This is a genomic window from Microbulbifer mixtoriginis (SeqCode), assembly GCF_052466765.1.
Window position 1 is genome coordinate 2,481,563 of sequence record NZ_CP174289.1, and the last position, 18,367, is coordinate 2,499,929.

The following is an 18,367-nucleotide window of genomic DNA, read 5'->3' on the forward strand; positions in this document are numbered from 1 at the left end:
TCCACAAAGACTCGAAATCCTTGACCTATCCCCCGAGCCAAGCACAATTGCCTCCGCGAATCACCCCAGCTTACGGAGACCCCAATTGGCGGAATTAATATTGAATCGCGGCGCAGAGCGCCGTTTAAAGCGCGGCCACCTGTGGATATACAGTAATGAGGTGGACACCAAGCGCTCCCCGCTGAAAGGCTTGGAAGCGGGGAGCCAGTGCCAGGTTCTGGATAGTCAGGGTAAACTTCTGGGCACAGCCTGGGTCAACCCCAGTCAATTAATCTGCGCCCGCCTATTGAGCCTCAAGGACAATTTTTCCGAAGACGACATTGGTGAGCGCTTGCAAACCGCATTGCTACAGCGGCAACGCTACTTCGACCACCCCAGCTACCGTATGGTTTACGGAGATTCCGATGCCCTACCGGGGCTGGTCGTTGATCGCTTTAACGATCATCTAGTCGTACAAGTCAGCAACTGGGGCATGGATCGCTACCAACAGGTGGTTGTGGATAAGTTAATCGAGCTGACTCAACCTACAGGAATTTTACTGCGCAATGATCACCAGGGCCGTGCAGTTGAGGATATGCCCCTCATTAACCAGATTGCTTACGGAGAAGTGCCAGAACTAGTGCCCTTTGAGGAAAATGGCGTTCCGCTTTTGGCACCAGTTCACCAGGGGCAAAAAACCGGTTGGTTTTACGATCACCGCGAAAACCGCCGCCTGTTGAATCGCTGGGTGCGGGGAAAGCGCGTGTTGGACCTTTTCTCCTATGCGGGCGGCTGGGGAATCCAGGCTCTGGCCAACGACGCCAGTCACGCGGTTTGTGTAGATGCCTCGCAGCAGGCCCTGGACTGGTGTCAATTGAATGCACAGCACAACGGCTTTGCCGACAGACTGGATACGGTGCAAGGTAAGGCGCTAGAGGTTCTGAAGGCCATGGTGGCCGAGGGCGAGAAGTTTGATGTCATAGTGCTCGACCCTCCCGCGTTTATTAAAAGACGCAAAGATCACAAGGCCGGCCTTGCCGCTTACCACCACATAAACGAACTGGCTATGCGTTTATTGTCGGAGGACGGCTTGTTAGTAAGTGCTTCCTGTTCTATGCATCTTCAATCGGAAGAACTGCTCGATTGTGTACGCGGTGCGGCGCACCGATTGGGCCGTAGGGCTTCAATACTCGCCAGCGGTGGCCAGGGCGCAGACCATCCAATACATCCGGCAATTCCTGAGACCAACTACCTCAAGGCCCACTTTGCCCATTTGGGCGGCAGCCGCTGGTAGCGTGCACTTATTCGCTATAAAAGAAACCCCGGCGAAAGCCGGGGTTTCTAATTGAGTGCTCTGTCACTCTGTGGGATTAGAAAACGTATTTCATACCCAGTGTGGCGGTGCGCGGCCGGTTGGCGCGGGCACCATCGGGACTGCGGCTGATAATCACCTGCTCATCAAACAGGTTATCCACTTTCAGGTAACCGGTCAGGTCTGCGCTGAAATCGTAGTGCGCAGCGGCATCCACAACCCACAGAGACTCTGTGTAATCGAATTTATCGGTATTCCCCCGGTTACAACCGGTATTCACACACATCTCGTCCTGGTAAGCCGCGGTCAGGTTTAAACGCCAGGCTGCACCGCTGTCGAGGCCGGCGGATACGGCAAAAACATTTTCCGGCAGATATTCGAGATTATCGCCGGCAAGCAGGTCATTGCCATCACTATCTTCACTGATTTCTGCATCAGTAAAGGTATAGGTTGCCCGCACCGGTAGTATCCAACCATTTGTGAGCACCCACTCACTTCCAAACGTAGCTTCCAGCCCTTTGATTTCTGCTTCACCCAACTGGTAGGTACCACTCTCGGCACCATTGGGGCATTTCACTGCCACCGAGCAGTTTTGCACAGCATTTTCATAGTCACTGTAGAAGGCGATCAATTCAGCATTCAGGCTGCCGTTATCGAAGCGAGCACCCCATTCATAGTTTGTGGATAACTCCGGCCCCTGGCCATCGGCTGCACCTGCACCGGGAGGGGCAAAACCACGGTGCACACCTGCCAGCAGGCTCCACTGTTCGCTTGCCTGGTAAACAAGCCCCAAACCTGGCAGCCATTCATCCACCTGATTGGTGCGGTAACTGCCCTTCTCGGTACGCTCTGCGTCGTTATAGCGCTGCTGCTCTGTCTCTATATCTTCGTAGCGAAGAACAGCAGTGAGAGTCAGCTTATCGTTCAGCTGGATATCGTCGTAGATAAAGAACGAAGTGGCCTCAGCTTCTTCAACACGGTTATTGCTTGAACTTGGCAGCTCAACACGTTCGTATACCAGCTGGCCATCGGTCTGATTAAAAACTTCTACGGGCTGATATCTGTCGACTTCATCCTGATGTTGACGTATACCGAAGGCTAATTCATGGGCGACGGTGCCAGTGCTAAAGCGCCAATCGGCACTAATCTGTAGGCCCTTGGCCTCGTACTCACGGTTGTTGTGCTTAACACCGAAGGTGTAATCCTCAGTGCCATCCAATACCGCCTGTGGGTCTAGAACTCCATCAACACTGCCGCCGGTATTAACAGCATCTATCAAGTCACCCTCGCTGACCTTAAACCAGTCGCGCTTAAACTTGTTGTAGTAAGCCTGGGTATGCAGGGTAAAACTGTCACTCAGTTCGATGCTGTGGTTCAGCTGGATAGTGCTGTGGCGATTCTGCATTTCATCCAGGGCGCTGATACCGTATCGACGGTTCGGATCTTTCTTAAAGTCGGCATCCGTTAGGCCCAGATAACTCATGCCAGACTCCTCTTCGGAGTACTGCAGCTTGATATCCAACTGCTGGCGGTAGGTCGCATCCGCATTGGATTGCAGGCGACCTTTCAGCAGATAGTCTTCTTTGGCGATATCTGCACTGCCAGATCGATCAATTTCGCGGAAACCGTCGGCATACTGTTGCTGGGTCTCCAGTAGCCAGCCGGTATTTTCTGTGCTGGTGCCATAGTGTGCGTGCACACGGGTCTCACCGTATTCACCGGCTTCCAGCTGCACCATCCCCTGGCTGGAAGTGGGTATGGGGGTACTCAACATATTTACCGCACCACCCACGGTGAATGGGCCATATTGCAACGCAGCGGGGCCCTTCACTACTTCAATGGCATCCATGCGGCCGGCACTCGGGAAATAATACGCTTCCGGTGCCGAGTAGGGTGCTGGAGCCACCAGGACTCCATCTTCCATCAGGGAAATTTTGGCGGAGCGCCCACCCTGGGCACCGCGAATTCCAATATTCGGGCGCAGACCGTAGCCATCCTCTTCAAGGATGTAGACCCCCGGAACCGAGCGCATCATACGGTTGATATCCACAAATTCGAATTTTGCCAGCTCTTCGGCATCCACCAGGTGCGCGGAGCCCGGCAGCTTGGAGACAGAATCGGAGTTACCAATAACGGATACGCTCTCTAAACGTTCCTCAGCGATGCTGGGAGCTGCGACAGCAACCGCCAGGGCAAAAGCCATTGGCGACAGGAAAAATCTCTTCATGAACCCTCCAATGAATCTAAGTAATTTGTAATTGTTTTTGTTAATAAGAATGATTGTATTTTACCACTTAGAAGTGTGGGATATGACAGAACATTTTTTTGTTTTTTGGCGCCTTTATGAGGAAAAAACCTCTTTGTTTTTAGTTTCTATCCTAATAACTGGATGTTTCCTAGGATCTACTCTTTGAGCTGACTAGCATTGGGCCCATGTATCCACTTTGGGAATGCCCATGATACGAATGGCAGAACTCAAAGAGTTGGATAGGCTGGAACAGCTCTGGCTACACGCTGTAACAAATTCACACCCTTCGCTGCCCCGTCAGTTCTGGTTGCAGCGCCGAAGTGAATTTCGTAGAGACTGCCGCCGATCCAACCAATGCCTGGTCTTTACCGGCCGCCACAGCGCCGTTGCGGAGGCTTTTATTACCCTGGTGGACAGGGATAACATCGCCCACCTCTGTGTTAGCCCACTGTTCACCGGCTGTGGTATTGGCGCCACCTTACTTCAGGCTGTTGCCAGGGGATGTAAACAACTCCAGGCTCAAGTATTTCGTGAAAACCTGCGCACGCGTTATTTCCTGCAAAAACATGGGTTTGTAGAAACACAACGCGGATACAATGCCGAATATGGCCAGCATCAGATTTTTATGTCCTGTGGAGGTCTTCGCCCCTGAGTTCATAACCTAATATCCGAGGTTGAACCCATTACTTATAACCGAAGCTTATTGATTCACTCCTTTTTATTGTTTCTACGCGACAAGCTATCCGGGTAGCATGACTTCCATTCTAGTTTTCCAATGCGCTGATTTTTATGGGACACAACGCTTCCAGTAATGCCCTGCAGCCTTCGAGAGGCCGCTTCTTTCATCACAATGCCAACCTGGCAGTATTGAATCAGACTTTTGCTGAGGCTAAACCCAGCGAAATCATGCAATTCACCATGGAAAAGGCCCAGAACCCGGTAGTCTTTACCAATTTCCGCCCCCTTGCTGTGGCCTTTCTGCATCTTGTGAGCAGAGCCAAGCCGGATATTCCGGTGATCTGGGTGGATCACGGTTACAACACTCCTGAGACCTATCGCCATATTGAAAATGTGGTAAAACAGCTGGGCCTCAATCTGCGTACCTACTCTCCAAAGATGTCCGCGGCCCACTACAACGCTGTATACGGTGGTATTCCAGCCTTGGATACTCCCGAGCACGACTTCTTTTCGCGTACGGTCAAGCTCGAGCCGTTTAACCGCGCCATGCAGGAATTGAAACCGGATGTGTGGTTAAACGGCATTCGTCACGATCAAAATGCACACCGTAAAAACCTGGATGTTTTTACCCAGGGGAATCACGGCACCATTCGCGTAGCGCCAATGTTTCATTTGAAAGAGATTGATGTAGAAGAGTACGTTTACGAAAACGAACTGCCAGATAATGATGTGTATTTCGATCCGACCAAGGGTGAAGAACATCGCGAGTGCGGGTTATTACTGGAGAAATAAATTCATAGATCGGCGGGGGAATTTTTTCTCCGCCTTTTTTCTAAAAACTTTCTTTTTCCCTTAATTTTTCTTCCAAGATACCCAATCTTCCGCGATCAAATAGTTCTTATTTATGCATAGCGATTAATTCGTAATTTTGGCTTTTGTCAGATTTCTCTGCAAAAAATATTTTTTTATCTTTGCTTTTTTCCCATTCCCTTCTGCTTGCTGACAGCAGAAACAGAAGGGCTTATAAAACTATATTCTTAATATTCAGCCAACTAAACAGCGGCCTCACCGGTAAGATGCCGGCCTTTTTCCAAATGATTTTTTAGGTCCTCCAACATTTTACCAAACTGTGTGCCCGTCATTTTTTTCACTACCGGGCTCAGTACGCCACCAATGGCACCCAGCTCCATGTTCGCAGTGAAGCTCACCCTTGTCCCATTTTCGGATAAAGCCTCTAATTTAAACTGCGATAAACTTTTCTTCACCGGAAATCCTGGCGGTGTGTTCTTGGTTTCTACAGACACATCCAGTTCATGCTTTTTATCATCAAATCTTGTGATGGTTTCATCGGCGACAAGACCATTGGGGCCTTTATTTGTCAGTACACAGACACGCCCTTTTACACTGGCATTGCCAACCGGTGTACCCTCTTTGGCAAAGGAATGCGGTATCAGCGTCATCCATTGGTAAGCGGTGTCAAAATCCACAGCAAGCACTTTCCAGACTTCCTCAATCGGGCGGTCTATGGCAACTTCTCTCTTAACTTGAACGATTTTCATTGGATTCTCCCAGGATGTTCGGTGCAATAAATATTGACGGGAGACAGATTAGCTGGACACTATTTGCAACGGAATATAACAAAATAGGACACTGTGTTGCATAAAGGATCCATTGAATGGACTGATATTCAGTTCTTTATTGCGGTTGCCAGAAGTCATAGTGCCCGTAGCGTTGCTGAAGACCTTGGAGTGAGCCACTCCACTGTATCCCGCCGTATTGACGCTCTTGAAGAGAGGCTTCAAGCCAGGCTGTTTTACCGTAACTCCAAAGGTTATCAACTAACCGAAGATGGAGAAGCCATGCTCGGTTATGCCAAATCCGCAGAGCACGGCACAGAAGCACTTGCAGGGTGGTAGCCATCGGCTCTCTGGGGAAATACGCGTTACCATGCCTGATGTCGTGGCCTCCCATCTTGTGATTCCGCACCTCAATGAGTTCACCAACGCTTACCCACAGATAAACGTTCAGCTCCTAGTGACCAGCCAGGTGCTCAGCCTCGAGAAACACGAGGCAGATGTGGCTTTGAGAATCCTCCCCAAAGAGGCCGAGATACCCGAAAGATTTATTGCCCGCAAGCTAACCAACCTACCTAGCTGCTGTTACGGCTCGCCAACTTATATTACAGAATCCCTACCAGAACACGGCCGCTGGCTCGGCTGGAGTAGTGAGGATGGCAAGGTGAACTGGGCTCAAAACACCCCTTATCCGGATTTGCCCTATCAACATCAGATCAGCCATGGCCTGATACAGCTAGAAGCCGTCAGAAGTGGACTGGGCTTAGCCAGGCTTCCCTGCTTTCTTGCCGATGGGATTAATGGAGTAATTCGCTTACCCGGCGCGGAGCCCTCCAGCCTGCACGATCTCTGGCTGGTATCTACACCGGAACACCGCAATGTGCTGCGCTTTAAAGTCTTTCGAGAGTTTATTGTGAGTCTATTCAGGTGCCTTGAAGATAAGTTGGAAGGCAAGCTGGCGGGGTGATTTCGATCGATACTTACCTGGAGCGGTATAAAACCGCCCCAGGCAATCCATCTATTTTTAAGCGTAAGAGCGTCTGGAAGACTTAAACATCCAGGTTTTCCACTGCCAGGGCATTGGTCTCGATAAAGTCACGGCGTGGCTCTACCTGATCCCCCATCAAGGTGGTAAAGATCTGATCTGCTGCGATAGCATCTTCAACAGTTACCTGCAGCATACGACGGCTCTCTGGGTCCATGGTGGTTTCCCAAAGCTGCTCCGGGTTCATCTCACCCAGCCCCTTATAGCGCTGGATACCATAGCCTCTTCGACTCTCACCCATCAGCCAGTCCATAACCTCAGGGAAACTACCAACAGCGTGTTGCTTCTCACCGCGCTGAATAAAGGCGCCCTCTTCCAACAGTCCCACCATCTTCTCACCCAGAGCACAAACAGACGCGTACTCAGCGGAATCGAAGAACTCGTGGTTGATCAGGTAGTCACTGCCGACACCGTGCGCCACTATGTGAATATGTGGCAGGAATAGACCGCGCTCGGTATTTTCCTGCACAGTCACTTCATGGCGACGGGTTCCGCCGCTCTCCTCATCGGCAAGTTTTTCCTGCAGCTGAGCACACCATTCAGCCACCTTCTCCTGGGATTGCAGATCCTCCTGAGACAAGCTGGGCAGGTAGATCATGCTGCGCAGCACCTCCTCTGGATACAGGCGGGACAGACGATCAATAGTAGCCAGCACACTGCGATACTCGCCCACCAGGCTTTCCAGGGAAGCGCCAGATAGTCCAGGGGCATCCGGGTTCACAAATAATGTGGCGCCTTCTAGGGCGGCGTTGGTGAGGAACTGAGTCAGAGCACCCTCATCTTTCAGGTACTGCTCCTGCTTACCCTTGGAAATCTTATACAGTGGCGGCTGGGCGATATAGATATGGCCACGCTCAATCAACTCCGGCATCTGGCGGAAGAAGAATGTCAGCAGCAATGTGCGGATATGGGCTCCATCCACATCCGCATCGGTCATGATGATGATGCTGTGGTAACGCAGCTTATCGGGGTTGAATTCGCTCTTACCGATGCCACAGCCCAGTGCGGTGATCAAAGTGCCCACTTCGGCACTGGAAAGCATTTTGTCGAAGCGCGCTTTTTCCACATTTAGGATTTTGCCCTTCAGCGGCAGGATCGCCTGGGTACGACGATCGCGGCCCTGCTTAGCAGAACCACCGGCAGAGTCACCCTCCACCAGGTAGATTTCCGACAAGGCAGGGTCTTTCTGCTGGCAGTCTGCCAGTTTTCCGGGCAGACCAGCGATATCCAAGGCACCCTTACGGCGGGTCATCTCACGCGCCTTACGCGCCGCCTCACGGGCTTTGGCCGCATCGATCATTTTAGTAACGACGGACTTGGCTTCCTGGGGGTTCTCCAACAGGTAGTCGTTGAAGTGGTGTCCCATCTCCTGCTCAACAGCGGGCTTCACTTCAGAGGAAACCAGCTTGTCTTTGGTCTGCGAGGAGAATTTCGGGTCCGGTACCTTCACAGAGATAATCGCAGTGAGCCCTTCTCGGGCATCGTCACCGGTGGTGTTGACCTTATCTTTTTTGCCCAGGCCCTCGCGCTCAATATAGGTGTTCAAACCGCGAGTCAGCGCCGCGCGGAAGCCTGCCAGGTGGGTGCCACCATCGCGCTGGGGGATATTGTTGGTGTAGCAGAAAATGCTTTCCTGGAAACTGTCATTCCACTGTAGCGCCACTTCTACGGCGATGCCGTCATCGCGCTGGCTCTGGAAGTGCAACACCTTGTTGATGGGAGTTTTGTTTTGGTTAAGAAACTCCACAAAGGCACTCAAGCCACCCTCGTATTCATAGACCTCTTCCTTACCACTACGCTCGTCCTTCAAGACAATACGTACACCGGAATTGAGGAAGGACAGCTCGCGCAAGCGCTTGGCCAGTACATCGAAATGGAATTCGATATTGCTGAAGGTATCTGCAGAGGGCTTGAAGTGCACGGTGGTGCCGGTAGTATCGCTATCTCCCACCACCTCCAGTGGAGCCTGGGGCACACCGTGATGATAGGTTTGCTCGTGGATCTTACCCCCACGGCGAATAGTCAGCTTCAACTCTTTTGACAGCGCATTTACTACTGACACACCCACGCCATGCAGACCACCGGATACCTTATAGGTATTGTCATCGAACTTACCACCGGCGTGCAGCACGGTCATAATTACTTCTGCAGCAGAAACCCCCTCTTCTGGGTGGATTTCTGTTGGAATACCACGGCCGTTATCTGAGACAGAAATCGATTCATCCGGATGGATGGTTACGCGAATCTCATCGCAATGGCCTGCTAGTGCTTCATCGATGGAGTTGTCGACCACCTCGAACACCATGTGGTGCAGGCCGGTGCCATCGTCGGTATCACCGATATACATTCCGGGGCGCTTGCGCACCGCATCCAGGCCTTTGAGTACCTTGATACTGCTCGAGTCATAGCTTTGCTGCTCTGACATTTATTCGCTCCATTCAACTTATTATGCAGCCGATGCATCGGCGCTGATATTCCCATGTTCCACGTGGAACACTTTTGGGCAATTCCAAGGGGCTTCCAATTGTCGCCAGGGGCGGCTTGTAATGCCCTCATCTATTCCGGTTACCAGTACCTGGCTGGCACAACGACCAACCCACTGGGCAAAAACTTGCTGATTGTGATCATCCAGCTCTGCTGGGAGGTCGTCCACAAGAAATACCGGTTTCTCTCGGTGACGACAAACCAACTGCGCCATAGCCGTGCGTACGGCGCATACCAGCATCTTCTGCTGGCCACGGGATAAAACATTGTGTGCAGGCTCACCTGCAACGGTAAAACGGAGATCTGCTCTGTGAGGCCCAGTGCGGGTATGTCCCTGACTGAGATCACTATCCCGAGACTCTCTAAGCGCCTCGGCCAGTTCAACCTCTTTTCGCCAACCGCGTCGATAACTCATATCCACCCGATTTAGCAGGCTGGGAGGTAACTCTTCCAGTAGCGTTGTTACGGCCGCACGCAATTCCTCGAATTGGCTGCGACGTAGGGTATCCACCTGTTCGCCACTTTGGGACAACTGATGCTCCCAAATCCCGATCGCGTCCGGATCGATTTTACCACGTCGCAACAAGGCATTTCGCTGCTTCAGTGCGATTTGATAGTTTTTCCATTGCTGAGCAAAGAGATGTTCCACGTGGAACACTGTCCAATCCAGAAGTCGCCTACGCACCCCAGGGCCACCATCCAGGGCAGAGAAACTATCGCTGTTAATCAGTTGTAAGGGGAGACAGTTCGCAAGCTGTGAACTGGACTCAGCCGCCGCCTGGTTGATACGCACACGGCCACCGCCATCGGCTAGGCGCTCGACCCCAAGATTGAAGCCCGTATCCAGCTGGGTAAAAACCGTGAGCCCTGAATGATCATGGCGGATAACGGATTTGTGTTGGCGAGACCGAAAAGAGCGGCCTGTAGCCAACATATGAACAGCTTCAAGAATGGAAGTCTTGCCACTACCATTGACGCCACAGAACAGGTTAACCCCAGTGTCTAACAGCAGATCGGCGTGAGAGATATTTCGAAAATTAGAAATCAGAAGGCGGGTCAGCGCCATAGACCCCTCGCCCCGCTGGCTGGGAAAATTTCAGCGGCAATATTCAGAAAAAATAAAGGGACCGCCTGTTGATAATACAGTGCGGTCCCTTCTCGATTGTGAGCCAAATGCTTACTAACCAGGGCTTACAGACGCATCGGCATAATCACGTAGAGGGCATCTCCATCCTCAGGTTGCTGCAGTAAAGCACTGCTATTGGCATCCGCCAGACTGATGCGAATCTGGTCGCTGTGAATAGCACCAGTAACATCGAGCAAATAGGAAACGTTAAAGCCTATTTCCATGGGCTCCCCCACGTAATCCACCATCATTTGCTCTTCGGCCTCCTCCTGCTCGGGGTTATTGGCCACAATCTGCAGCAAACCCTCGGAGACCTGCAAACGTACCCCACGATATTTTTCATTGGAAAGAATCGCTGCTCGGGAGAAAGCCTGACGCAGGCCCTGACGGTCGGCATAGACCACGTTGCCGGCACCACGTGGCAGAACGCGCTCATAATCCGGGAACTTGCCATCCACCAGCTTGGAGGTAAAGGTGAACTGGCCACTCATCACACGGATATGGTTGTTGCCCAATACTACCTGCGCCTGCACGTCGCTATCTTCCAGCAAACGCCCCAATTCCAACACGCCCTTGCGCGGTACAATCGCCTGAATGGGTGCCGATACATTCAAGCCCGGAGCATCGCGGTCGCACAGTGCCAGGCGGTGACCGTCAGTGGCGACTGCGCGCAGCTGCTGTGGGCGGCACTCCAGCAGTAGGCCATTCAGGTAATAGCGCACGTCCTGCTGGGCCATGGCAAAGCTGGTTGCCTCGATCAGACGGCGAATCTCGCGCTGAGAAATATCGAATCGAGTCTGGGCACTGGCTTCCTCCTGATTGGGGAAGTCCGCTGCGGGTAAAGTGGATAACTGAAAACGGCTGCGGCCACTGCGCAATACCAGGCGCTCGCCATCGCGCTCAAATTTTAATTCAGCGCCATCCGGTAATGAGCGACAGATATCCAGCAGCTTGCGTGCTGGAACAGTTACTTCACCTTCCATTTCCACGCCATCCACCGGCAAGCGGCCGACAATTTCCACTTCGAGATCAGTACCAGTCAGGGACATCTCCTGACCTTGTAATTGCATCAATACATTGGCCAGGACCGGCAGGGTCTGGCGTTTCTCAACGACACCGGCTACCAGTTGTAGGGGCTTCAGCAGGGCGTCCCGGCTCACATTGAATTTCATCGGTAGTTTCGCCTTGTTTGTCAGTTATTCGATTAAGTGGTCAACGACCGTGTCAGTAACTTTACGTCCTCGCGGATATCCGCATCAGACTCCTGCAATTCGCGAATTTTGCGGCAGGCATGCAAGACCGTAGTGTGGTCACGCCCGCCAAAGGCATCGCCAATCTCTGGCAAACTGTGGTTGGTCAACTCTTTAGCCAGAGACATAGCCACCTGACGCGGACGCGCGACAGAGCGGCTGCGGCGCTTGGACAACAGGTCGGCCACCTTGATCTTGTAGTACTCGGCCACCACGCGTTGAATATTGTCCACACTCACCAAACGATCCTGCAAGGCGAGTAGATCCTTGAGGGCCTCGCGCACCAATACATCGTCAATGGCACGGCCGGTAAATTGGGAGTTGGCTATCACACGGCGCAGGGCGCCTTCTAGCTCGCGTACATTGGAGCGGATACGCTGCGCGATAAAGAAAGCGGAATCGTGGGGTAACTCTACACCGAACTGCTCCGCTTTCTTCATTAATATGGCTACCCGCGTCTCCAGTTCAGGCGGTTCCACAGCCACGGTCAGGCCCCAACCAAAGCGGGACTTGAGACGTTCTTCAAGGCCGTCGATCTCCTTGGGATAGCGGTCGCAGGTGAGGATAATCTGTTGGCCACCCTCGAGAAGCGCATTAAAGGTATGGAAAAACTCCTCCTGAGAGCGCTCCTTACCAGCAAAGAACTGAATATCGTCAATCAGCAGCGCATCCACAGAGCGGTAATAGCGCTTGAAATCGCTGATGGCGTTGAGCTGTAGAGCCTTCACCATATCCGCGACAAAACGTTCAGAGTGCAGGTAGACCACTTTGGCATTGGGATTGCGCTCTAACAACGCATTGCCCACCGCATGCATAAGGTGCGTTTTACCCAGGCCCACACCACCATAAATAAAGAGCGGGTTGTAGGCGCCACCAGGGTTGTCGGAGATTTGCTGCGCAGCAGCCAAGCCCAGTTGGTTGGACTTACCTTCAACAAAAGATTTAAAAGTGAAGTTTCGATTGAGGGAGCTGCCGTGCTTAATGGCGCCCTCAACCTCAACCTGCCGCGCGGGCTGCTCCGGGATAGAACGCACCATGTCGTTCATTACCGCAGGACGAATATCGGATACCGCCTGCTCCCCCTTGCTGACCTGTCTGGAGTTGGTCTCCTCTTCCAGTATTGAATGAGGATTTACACCAGGGCCACCACCAAAGCCGCCACCATTCAGCGGCTGATTGGAAACAGGAGCCTGTGGCTCCGCATGGCTCATAAACCCCTGAGAGACAGAAGGAGAAACCACACCAGGTGTTGTGGAAAAGTCCACCGAACCCGATGAAACAGAAGGTGCAGGGGAAGTTGTAGGTGCTATCGGCGGCGGCATAGCACTGGCAACCGGAGCCGGAGCAGTAGGGGGCACGGGAGCCGATACAGGTGCCGCTTCCATTGCTGCGCGACTGCGCTGAAAACGCGCGGGGCGACGAGCAGTGATCTCCAGCCCTACTTGAAGTGGCTGTCCAGGAGAGAACTGGTGGACCAGCTCGCGGATACGATGAAGGAATTTACCGCCAACCCAGTCCAGAACAAAGCGATTTGGTGCAACCAGTCGCAACTCGCCCTCTGCACACGCGGGATTGACGCGCAGCGGTCTGATCCAGGTATTGAACTGCTGAGATGGCAGCTCATCCTGCAAACAGCTCGCGCACTGCTTCCAAACGGATTCAGTCAAGAAACCCCCCAAAACCCCAAAATGGTAAGACCACGGAGACAACGGCATGAAAGGACTGGAGTGCCCTAGCCGTCAAATAAGATCGGCGCAGTATACCTTTCCATCGATGGGTTATCCACAAGAAAGCGTGGCGCTGTTGAAAAAATTGCGCAAAAATGTCCATGCAATCAGGTATTTGCGTAACAATTAGACAATTGAAGCCTACGCCTTTGGAACTTTATCCACAGCCGACTGTGTATATCTTGGGGTCAATCGGTGGGCATCACGAAATACATCAGGTAGCTCAAGGGCTTGTCTAGTAGCCGTTATTTGGCATCAGTGATTTAGTGGTAAACAAGCCGAATATCTCCCGTCTGTGCGTTGCTTTCACTGTTGCCTTTCTATACAATCCGCGGCCTTCGCAGCGCGTAGCTCCGTCTGCGCCGGCTCTGTGCCGGACCGGAGCCCAGGCCGCGGCCGGGGATGGTCCCGAGAAATCTTGAACACAAAGTCTCAGGTAGCAAGACTATGAAACGCACATTTCAACCCAGCAACTTGAAGCGCAAACGCACTCACGGTTTCCGCGCTCGTATGGCAACCAAAAACGGCCGTAAAATCTTGGCCCGCCGCCGCGCAAAAGGCCGCAAAGTACTGTCTGCATAATATCTCTTCTTTTTAGAGATTCTCCCTATGCAGCAGGTGCGCAGCAGCTTTGGATTTGCCAAGACTCTGCGCCTGCTTAATGCGGCGCAGTATCGCAAGGTTTTCAATGAAAACGTTGTGCGCGCCGCGCATCCCCACCTCCTGATCCTCGCATGCCCCAGTGATTCTGAGCATCCGCGCCTCGGCTTGGTAATTGCCAAGAAGCATGTGCGCAACGCCTCCGACCGCAATCGAATCAAGCGAATTACCCGAGAAACCTTCCGCTTGCAGCAACACCAGTTGCCGCCGCTGGATGCTGTAGTATTGGCTCGCCCGGGGGTTGCAGATCTGGATAAGGCCGCACTGGCGAAGACACTAAACAAGCTCTGGCGCAAGCTGGCCAAGCGCGCGCAACAGCCACAATCGAAGTCATGAAGTGGCTACTGATCAAGCTGATACACGTCTACCGCTATTTGGCCAGCCCATGGGTAGGTAACCAGTGCCGCTTTTACCCAACCTGCTCGCGATACTCCGAAGAGGCGATTGAAACTCACGGAGCCTTAAAGGGGGGTTATTTAACTGCGCGCCGCCTTATAAAATGCCACCCCTGGCACCCTGGTGGACTGGACCCGGTTCCCCCCACCAAACACAAGAACACGCTCTAGGTATTAAGATGGATTGGCAACGCTATACGCTGCTAGGTGGAATTCTCGCGGTTCTCCTCGCACTTATCTTCCAGTGGAATGCATTTCAAGAGCAGCACACTCCTGAACTCGACCGCGAAACCATAGTTCACGACGATATACAGAGCGGCAGCCAAATCCCGGCGCAGACCAGCGAAAACGGCAATGGCGATGTACCCCAACTGGAGTCCCAAGCGCCAGCAGAGACAGGCACCGATAGCGGCCAACGCACGCTCATCAATGTCACCACCGACGTCTTTGATCTGCTCATTGATCCTCGTGGCGGTGATATCGTAAAAGTAGCCCTGCGACAGTTCCAGGAAAAGCTGGATACGCCTGACCAGCCATTAATCCTGTTAAACCAGACCCGCTATCACACCTATATCGCCCAAAGTGGTCTGATCGGTAACAACGGCACTGATAGCGCCGCTGGCCGCCCTCTATTTAAGGTTGAAAAGACCAACTACGCCATGGTCGAAGGGCAGGATCAGCTGATTGTGGACCTGACCCTGCAGCAAGAAGGTGCAAATATCACAAAACGCTACACCTTCAAACGTGGTGACTACCTCGTTCAGGTGGCCTACCTGGTAGATAACACCAGCTCCAAGCCTTGGTCTGCCGCCATGTTTGGCCAGATCAAGCGCGATGCCAGTGAGCCGGTGACCGATACCGGTTTTGGTATGTCACCCTTCCTCGGTGCCGCTCTTCACACCAACGAAGAAAATTACTTCAAGCAGGATTTTGAAGAAATCGCCGAGAAACCCACCCGCACCACAGTGGAAGGCGGCTGGGTAGCCATGGTGCAGCACTATTTCCTTAGCGCCTGGATTCCCCCACAGGATGAACGCAACACTTTTGAGCTGCGCGAATTGTCCAACGGACTATTCCGTATGGGCTTCACCGCCCAGCCGGTACAAATCCCCGCCGCGACTCAGGGCGAGCTGAGCGCTTCCTTCTATGCCGGCCCCAAGGATGTCTACCGCCTGGAGGAGATCTCACCCTATCTTGACCTGACCGTGGATTACGGCTGGCTGTGGTGGATTGCCAAGCCGCTGTTCCGCGTACTGCACTTTATCCAGGAGCATATTGTCAGCAACTGGGGCTGGGCGATTATCTTGCTCACCGTCTTTATCAAGACACTGCTGCTGCCGCTGTCCGCCGCAGGCACCAAGTCTATGGCGCGCATGCGCAAGTTTGCTCCACAGATGAAAAAACTGCAGGAGCAGTACAAGGACAATCGTCAGAAGTTGGCGGAAGAGACCATGAAGCTCTACCGCCGCGAGAAGATCAATCCCATGGGGGGCTGCCTGCCGATCCTGCTGCAGATGCCGGTGTTTATCGCCCTCTACTGGATGCTCACCGAAACCGTAGAGCTGCGCCACGCGCCCTGGATCTTCTGGATTCACGACCTGTCGGCAAAGGACCCTTATTTCATCCTGCCAGTACTGATGGGCCTGTCCATGTGGTTTATGCAGAAGCTAAACCCGGCCCCCACCGACCCGACCCAGGCCCGTATCATGCAGCTGATGCCGGTGATGATGACGGTGTTCTTCCTGTGGTTCCCGGCTGGCCTGGTTCTGTACTGGATCGCCAACAACCTGATCACCATCGGTCAGACCTGGTATATCAACAAGCAGGTGGATGCCGGAAAATACTGATCAAGTATCCACAGATCACAAACAACAAGGGCCGCAACTGCGGCCCTTTTCCGTTATGTCGAGTACACTCAGCCGATGACACAAAAAAGCCTTAATCGTGACACCATCGCCGCCGTCGCCACCGCACCAGGGCGCGGTGGTATCGGTGTAATCCGCCTCTCTGGCCCCAAAGCCCTGTCCATTGCCCAGCAAATCTGCGGGGATAAACCGCTCAAAGCGCGCTATGCCCATTACCGAAATTTTTTCCACAGTGAGCAACTGATCGACCAGGGACTCGCCCTATTCTTCCCAGGCCCCAACTCATTTACCGGAGAAGACGTGGTGGAACTGCAGGGCCACGGTGGCCCGGTCATTCTCGATCAACTGCTGAAGGCAACGATCGAACTGGGAGCCCGCCAGGCACGTCCCGGGGAGTTTTCTGAACGCGCCTTCCTCAACGACAAAATGGATCTCACCCAAGCCGAAGCGATCGCCGATCTGATTGATGCCGGTAGTGCCCAAGCGGCGCGCAACGCCATGCGTTCACTACAGGGCGCTTTTTCCGACAAGATCGAAGACCTTGTGGAAAGTCTTACCCACCTGCGTATCTACGTAGAAGCCGCCATCGATTTTCCCGAAGAAGAGATCGACTTTCTCGCCGATGGCAAGGTGGCTGCGGATATCCAGGCCCTACTGGCACAAATGGCTGGCGTAGAAGCCCAAGCGCGCCAGGGCGCCATTATGCGCGAGGGTATGCGGGTGGCCATTGCCGGGCGTCCGAATGCCGGCAAGTCGAGCCTGCTCAATGCCCTCGCGGGGCGCAATACCGCTATCGTCACAGATATCGCCGGCACCACACGGGATATTTTGCGGGAAGATATTCACATTGACGGCATGCCCCTGCAATTCGCCGATACCGCCGGCCTGCGGGATGCGCCAGATAAAGTAGAGCAGATAGGCATCGAGCGCGCCTGGGAGGAGATTCACCAGGCGGATCGGGTGCTCCTGGTAATGGATGCAGAGCAACTTCACTCACTGAACCCAGCAAAGGCCTGGCCGGAATTTACCAATCAGCTTCAGGACTTAGACAAGCTCACACTGGTACTGAACAAAATTGATCTCAGCGATTACAGTGCCGGACTCCAAGCTCACACTGAAGGAGTGCCGGTTATAGCCATCAGCGCCAAGACTGGCTCAGGCCTCGAAGCACTAAAGGAGCATTTGAAACAGTCTATCGGCTTCAGTGGTGCTGCCGAAGGCACTTTTAGTGCGCGTAGACGTCATTTAGAGGCTCTTGAGCGCGCCCGTGCCTTTATTGAGCAAGGTTCCCAGCAGCTCCACAGCCATGGTGCCGGTGAATTACTCGCGGAAGACTTGCGTCAGGCCCAGCAGGCGTTGGGGGAAATCACCGGTGCAATGAGTGCGGACGAGCTGCTCGGGAAAATTTTCGGCAGCTTTTGTATCGGAAAATAAGAAGGTGTGGAGTTCCACGCACTTATCCAATTGGGGGCGCTAGCTAATAGCGTCCTCTTCTCTTCCCTATAGTACCTCCCCACTCTCCTTCTTCTTATTCTCCTTCTGGCACAAGTTCCACACCTCTTGCTCACAGGAAGAGCTCAGATCTATCCTAGGTTGTTAAAAAAGTTCTATTTAATCCCCAGCTTTCCCGCATATTTTCCACGAAATAGGTGAGAAATAAGCTTGAGATAGCTGTTTAAATGGCTCTTAAGGGAAAGAAGTTATACATGTCCACGGGGATTTCCCGTGGATAAGCTTATTGGCAGTTATCTCACTATTAACCCACACCCATTCAATGGGTATATGCACAGATTTATACATTGCCTTCGACTACTCACAGGTATCCCCCAGAAAGTCTGGGTAAAGCACCACAGACACTAGTCAAAAAAAACTGACTGTGGGCAAAAGAGGGGATAAGCACCTGCAAAATAGAATAATCGTATGATGATAACTTCCTAATAAGAGTAGATAGGGCAAAGTTGTCCCAAGTTTTCACAGCCTCATACCCCGGTTACCCCTGTGTCCACCAAGGGTTTGTCGGCAGG

At 52.9% G+C, this 18,367-nt stretch carries 16 protein-coding genes; 10 read left to right on the forward strand and 6 right to left on the reverse strand.

What is annotated here, in order from left to right:
• Nucleotides 1-85 precede the first annotated feature (85 nt).
• Entirely contained in the window at nt 86-1,273 is a 1,188-nt protein-coding gene (locus ACJJIV_RS10970) for a class I SAM-dependent rRNA methyltransferase (protein ID WP_444888983.1), read from the forward strand.
• Between the two features lie 76 nt (nt 1,274-1,349).
• On the opposite strand, the gene ACJJIV_RS10975 is transcribed toward ACJJIV_RS10970, so the two are convergent.
• Complete coding sequence (locus ACJJIV_RS10975) at nt 1,350-3,518, reverse strand: TonB-dependent receptor family protein (protein WP_444888984.1); 2,169 nt, start codon at nt 3,516-3,518, stop codon at nt 1,350-1,352.
• 229 nt (nt 3,519-3,747) lie between these two features.
• On the opposite strand from ACJJIV_RS10975, the gene ACJJIV_RS10980 reads away from it, so the two are divergent.
• Both ACJJIV_RS10980 and ACJJIV_RS10985 read left to right on the forward strand, forming a co-directional pair.
• A complete protein-coding gene (locus tag ACJJIV_RS10980; protein ID WP_252083968.1) occupies nt 3,748-4,191 on the forward strand; it encodes a GNAT family N-acetyltransferase in 444 nt (147 codons plus the stop codon).
• Between the two features lie 137 nt (nt 4,192-4,328).
• Nucleotides 4,329-5,009, forward strand: a complete 681-nt coding sequence (locus tag ACJJIV_RS10985; RefSeq protein WP_444888985.1) for a phosphoadenosine phosphosulfate reductase domain-containing protein — start codon at nt 4,329-4,331, stop codon at nt 5,007-5,009.
• A 260-nt stretch (nt 5,010-5,269) separates the two neighbouring features.
• On the opposite strand, the gene ACJJIV_RS10990 is transcribed toward ACJJIV_RS10985, so the two are convergent.
• A complete protein-coding gene (locus ACJJIV_RS10990) occupies nt 5,270-5,776 on the reverse strand; it encodes an SRPBCC family protein (RefSeq protein ID WP_444888986.1) in 507 nt (168 codons plus the stop codon).
• Nucleotides 5,777-5,872: 96 nt separating this feature from the next.
• Between ACJJIV_RS10990 and ACJJIV_RS10995 the strand changes: the two genes are divergently transcribed.
• On the forward strand, nt 5,873-6,133 hold the full coding sequence (locus ACJJIV_RS10995; protein WP_444888987.1) for a LysR family transcriptional regulator: 261 nt from the start codon (nt 5,873-5,875) through the stop codon (nt 6,131-6,133).
• The gene (locus tag ACJJIV_RS11000) at nt 6,087-6,758 is read left to right on the forward strand and encodes a LysR substrate-binding domain-containing protein (protein ID WP_444888988.1); all 672 of its coding nucleotides are present in this window, start codon (nt 6,087-6,089) and stop codon (nt 6,756-6,758) included. Before ACJJIV_RS10995 ends, ACJJIV_RS11000 begins: the two co-directional genes overlap by 47 nt.
• A gap of 82 nt (nt 6,759-6,840) precedes the next feature.
• Here ACJJIV_RS11000 and gyrB read toward each other — a convergent pair whose 3' ends face one another.
• The 4 genes from gyrB to dnaA all read right to left on the reverse strand — a co-directional run bounded on the left by gyrB (nt 6,841) and on the right by dnaA (nt 13,363).
• Nucleotides 6,841-9,261: a DNA topoisomerase (ATP-hydrolyzing) subunit B gene (gene gyrB, locus ACJJIV_RS11005; protein WP_444888989.1), complete on the reverse strand. Its 2,421-nt coding sequence runs from the start codon at nt 9,259-9,261 to the stop codon at nt 6,841-6,843.
• Between the two features lie 21 nt (nt 9,262-9,282).
• Nucleotides 9,283-10,386, reverse strand: coding sequence for a DNA replication/repair protein RecF (recF, locus tag ACJJIV_RS11010; RefSeq protein ID WP_444888990.1), 1,104 nt, complete (start codon nt 10,384-10,386; stop codon nt 9,283-9,285).
• A 125-nt stretch (nt 10,387-10,511) separates the two neighbouring features.
• Nucleotides 10,512-11,618 carry a DNA polymerase III subunit beta gene (gene dnaN, locus ACJJIV_RS11015; RefSeq protein ID WP_444888991.1) on the reverse strand — a complete coding sequence of 369 codons (1,107 nt, stop codon included), beginning with the start codon at nt 11,616-11,618 and terminating at the stop codon, nt 10,512-10,514.
• A gap of 32 nt (nt 11,619-11,650) precedes the next feature.
• Nucleotides 11,651-13,363, reverse strand: coding sequence for a chromosomal replication initiator protein DnaA (dnaA, locus tag ACJJIV_RS11020; RefSeq protein ID WP_444888992.1), 1,713 nt, complete (start codon nt 13,361-13,363; stop codon nt 11,651-11,653).
• A 507-nt stretch (nt 13,364-13,870) separates the two neighbouring features.
• Between dnaA and rpmH the strand changes: the two genes are divergently transcribed.
• From rpmH to mnmE, 5 genes are all read left to right on the forward strand, one after another.
• Nucleotides 13,871-14,005 (forward strand): 50S ribosomal protein L34, encoded by a 135-nt coding sequence (gene rpmH / locus ACJJIV_RS11025; protein ID WP_020413885.1) that lies wholly within the window; start codon nt 13,871-13,873, stop codon nt 14,003-14,005.
• Between the two features lie 27 nt (nt 14,006-14,032).
• Nucleotides 14,033-14,419, forward strand: a complete 387-nt coding sequence (rnpA, locus tag ACJJIV_RS11030; protein ID WP_020413886.1) for a ribonuclease P protein component — start codon at nt 14,033-14,035, stop codon at nt 14,417-14,419.
• Nucleotides 14,416-14,649 (forward strand): membrane protein insertion efficiency factor YidD, encoded by a 234-nt coding sequence (gene yidD / locus ACJJIV_RS11035; RefSeq protein ID WP_083922742.1) that lies wholly within the window; start codon nt 14,416-14,418, stop codon nt 14,647-14,649. Before rnpA ends, yidD begins: the two co-directional genes overlap by 4 nt.
• Before the next feature lie 8 nt (nt 14,650-14,657).
• Nucleotides 14,658-16,325, forward strand: coding sequence for a membrane protein insertase YidC (gene yidC, locus ACJJIV_RS11040; RefSeq protein WP_444888993.1), 1,668 nt, complete (start codon nt 14,658-14,660; stop codon nt 16,323-16,325).
• 75 nt (nt 16,326-16,400) lie between these two features.
• Nucleotides 16,401-17,777, forward strand: coding sequence for a tRNA uridine-5-carboxymethylaminomethyl(34) synthesis GTPase MnmE (gene mnmE / locus ACJJIV_RS11045; protein WP_444888994.1), 1,377 nt, complete (start codon nt 16,401-16,403; stop codon nt 17,775-17,777).
• Nucleotides 17,778-18,367 lie beyond the last annotated feature (590 nt).

Excerpts from the sequence above, each read along its gene's own strand:
- recF (WP_444888990.1), bottom strand. The coding sequence starts at position 10,386 with ATGGCGCTGACCCGCCTTCTGATTTCTAATTTTCGAAATATCTCTCAC.
- dnaN (WP_444888991.1), bottom strand. The coding sequence starts at position 11,618 with ATGAAATTCAATGTGAGCCGGGACGCCCTGCTGAAGCCCCTACAACTG.
- ACJJIV_RS10975 (WP_444888984.1), bottom strand. The coding sequence starts at position 3,518 with ATGAAGAGATTTTTCCTGTCGCCAATGGCTTTTGCCCTGGCGGTTGCT.
- yidD (WP_083922742.1), top strand. The coding sequence starts at position 14,416 with ATGAAGTGGCTACTGATCAAGCTGATACACGTCTACCGCTATTTGGCC.
- yidC (WP_444888993.1), top strand. The coding sequence starts at position 14,658 with ATGGATTGGCAACGCTATACGCTGCTAGGTGGAATTCTCGCGGTTCTC.
- ACJJIV_RS11000 (WP_444888988.1), top strand. The coding sequence starts at position 6,087 with ATGCCAAATCCGCAGAGCACGGCACAGAAGCACTTGCAGGGTGGTAGC.
- rpmH (WP_020413885.1), top strand. The coding sequence starts at position 13,871 with ATGAAACGCACATTTCAACCCAGCAACTTGAAGCGCAAACGCACTCAC.
- ACJJIV_RS10980 (WP_252083968.1), top strand. The coding sequence starts at position 3,748 with ATGATACGAATGGCAGAACTCAAAGAGTTGGATAGGCTGGAACAGCTC.
- ACJJIV_RS10985 (WP_444888985.1), top strand. The coding sequence starts at position 4,329 with ATGGGACACAACGCTTCCAGTAATGCCCTGCAGCCTTCGAGAGGCCGC.
- ACJJIV_RS10990 (WP_444888986.1), bottom strand. The coding sequence starts at position 5,776 with ATGAAAATCGTTCAAGTTAAGAGAGAAGTTGCCATAGACCGCCCGATT.
- mnmE (WP_444888994.1), top strand. The coding sequence starts at position 16,401 with ATGACACAAAAAAGCCTTAATCGTGACACCATCGCCGCCGTCGCCACC.
- rnpA (WP_020413886.1), top strand. The coding sequence starts at position 14,033 with ATGCAGCAGGTGCGCAGCAGCTTTGGATTTGCCAAGACTCTGCGCCTG.
- gyrB (WP_444888989.1), bottom strand. The coding sequence starts at position 9,261 with ATGTCAGAGCAGCAAAGCTATGACTCGAGCAGTATCAAGGTACTCAAA.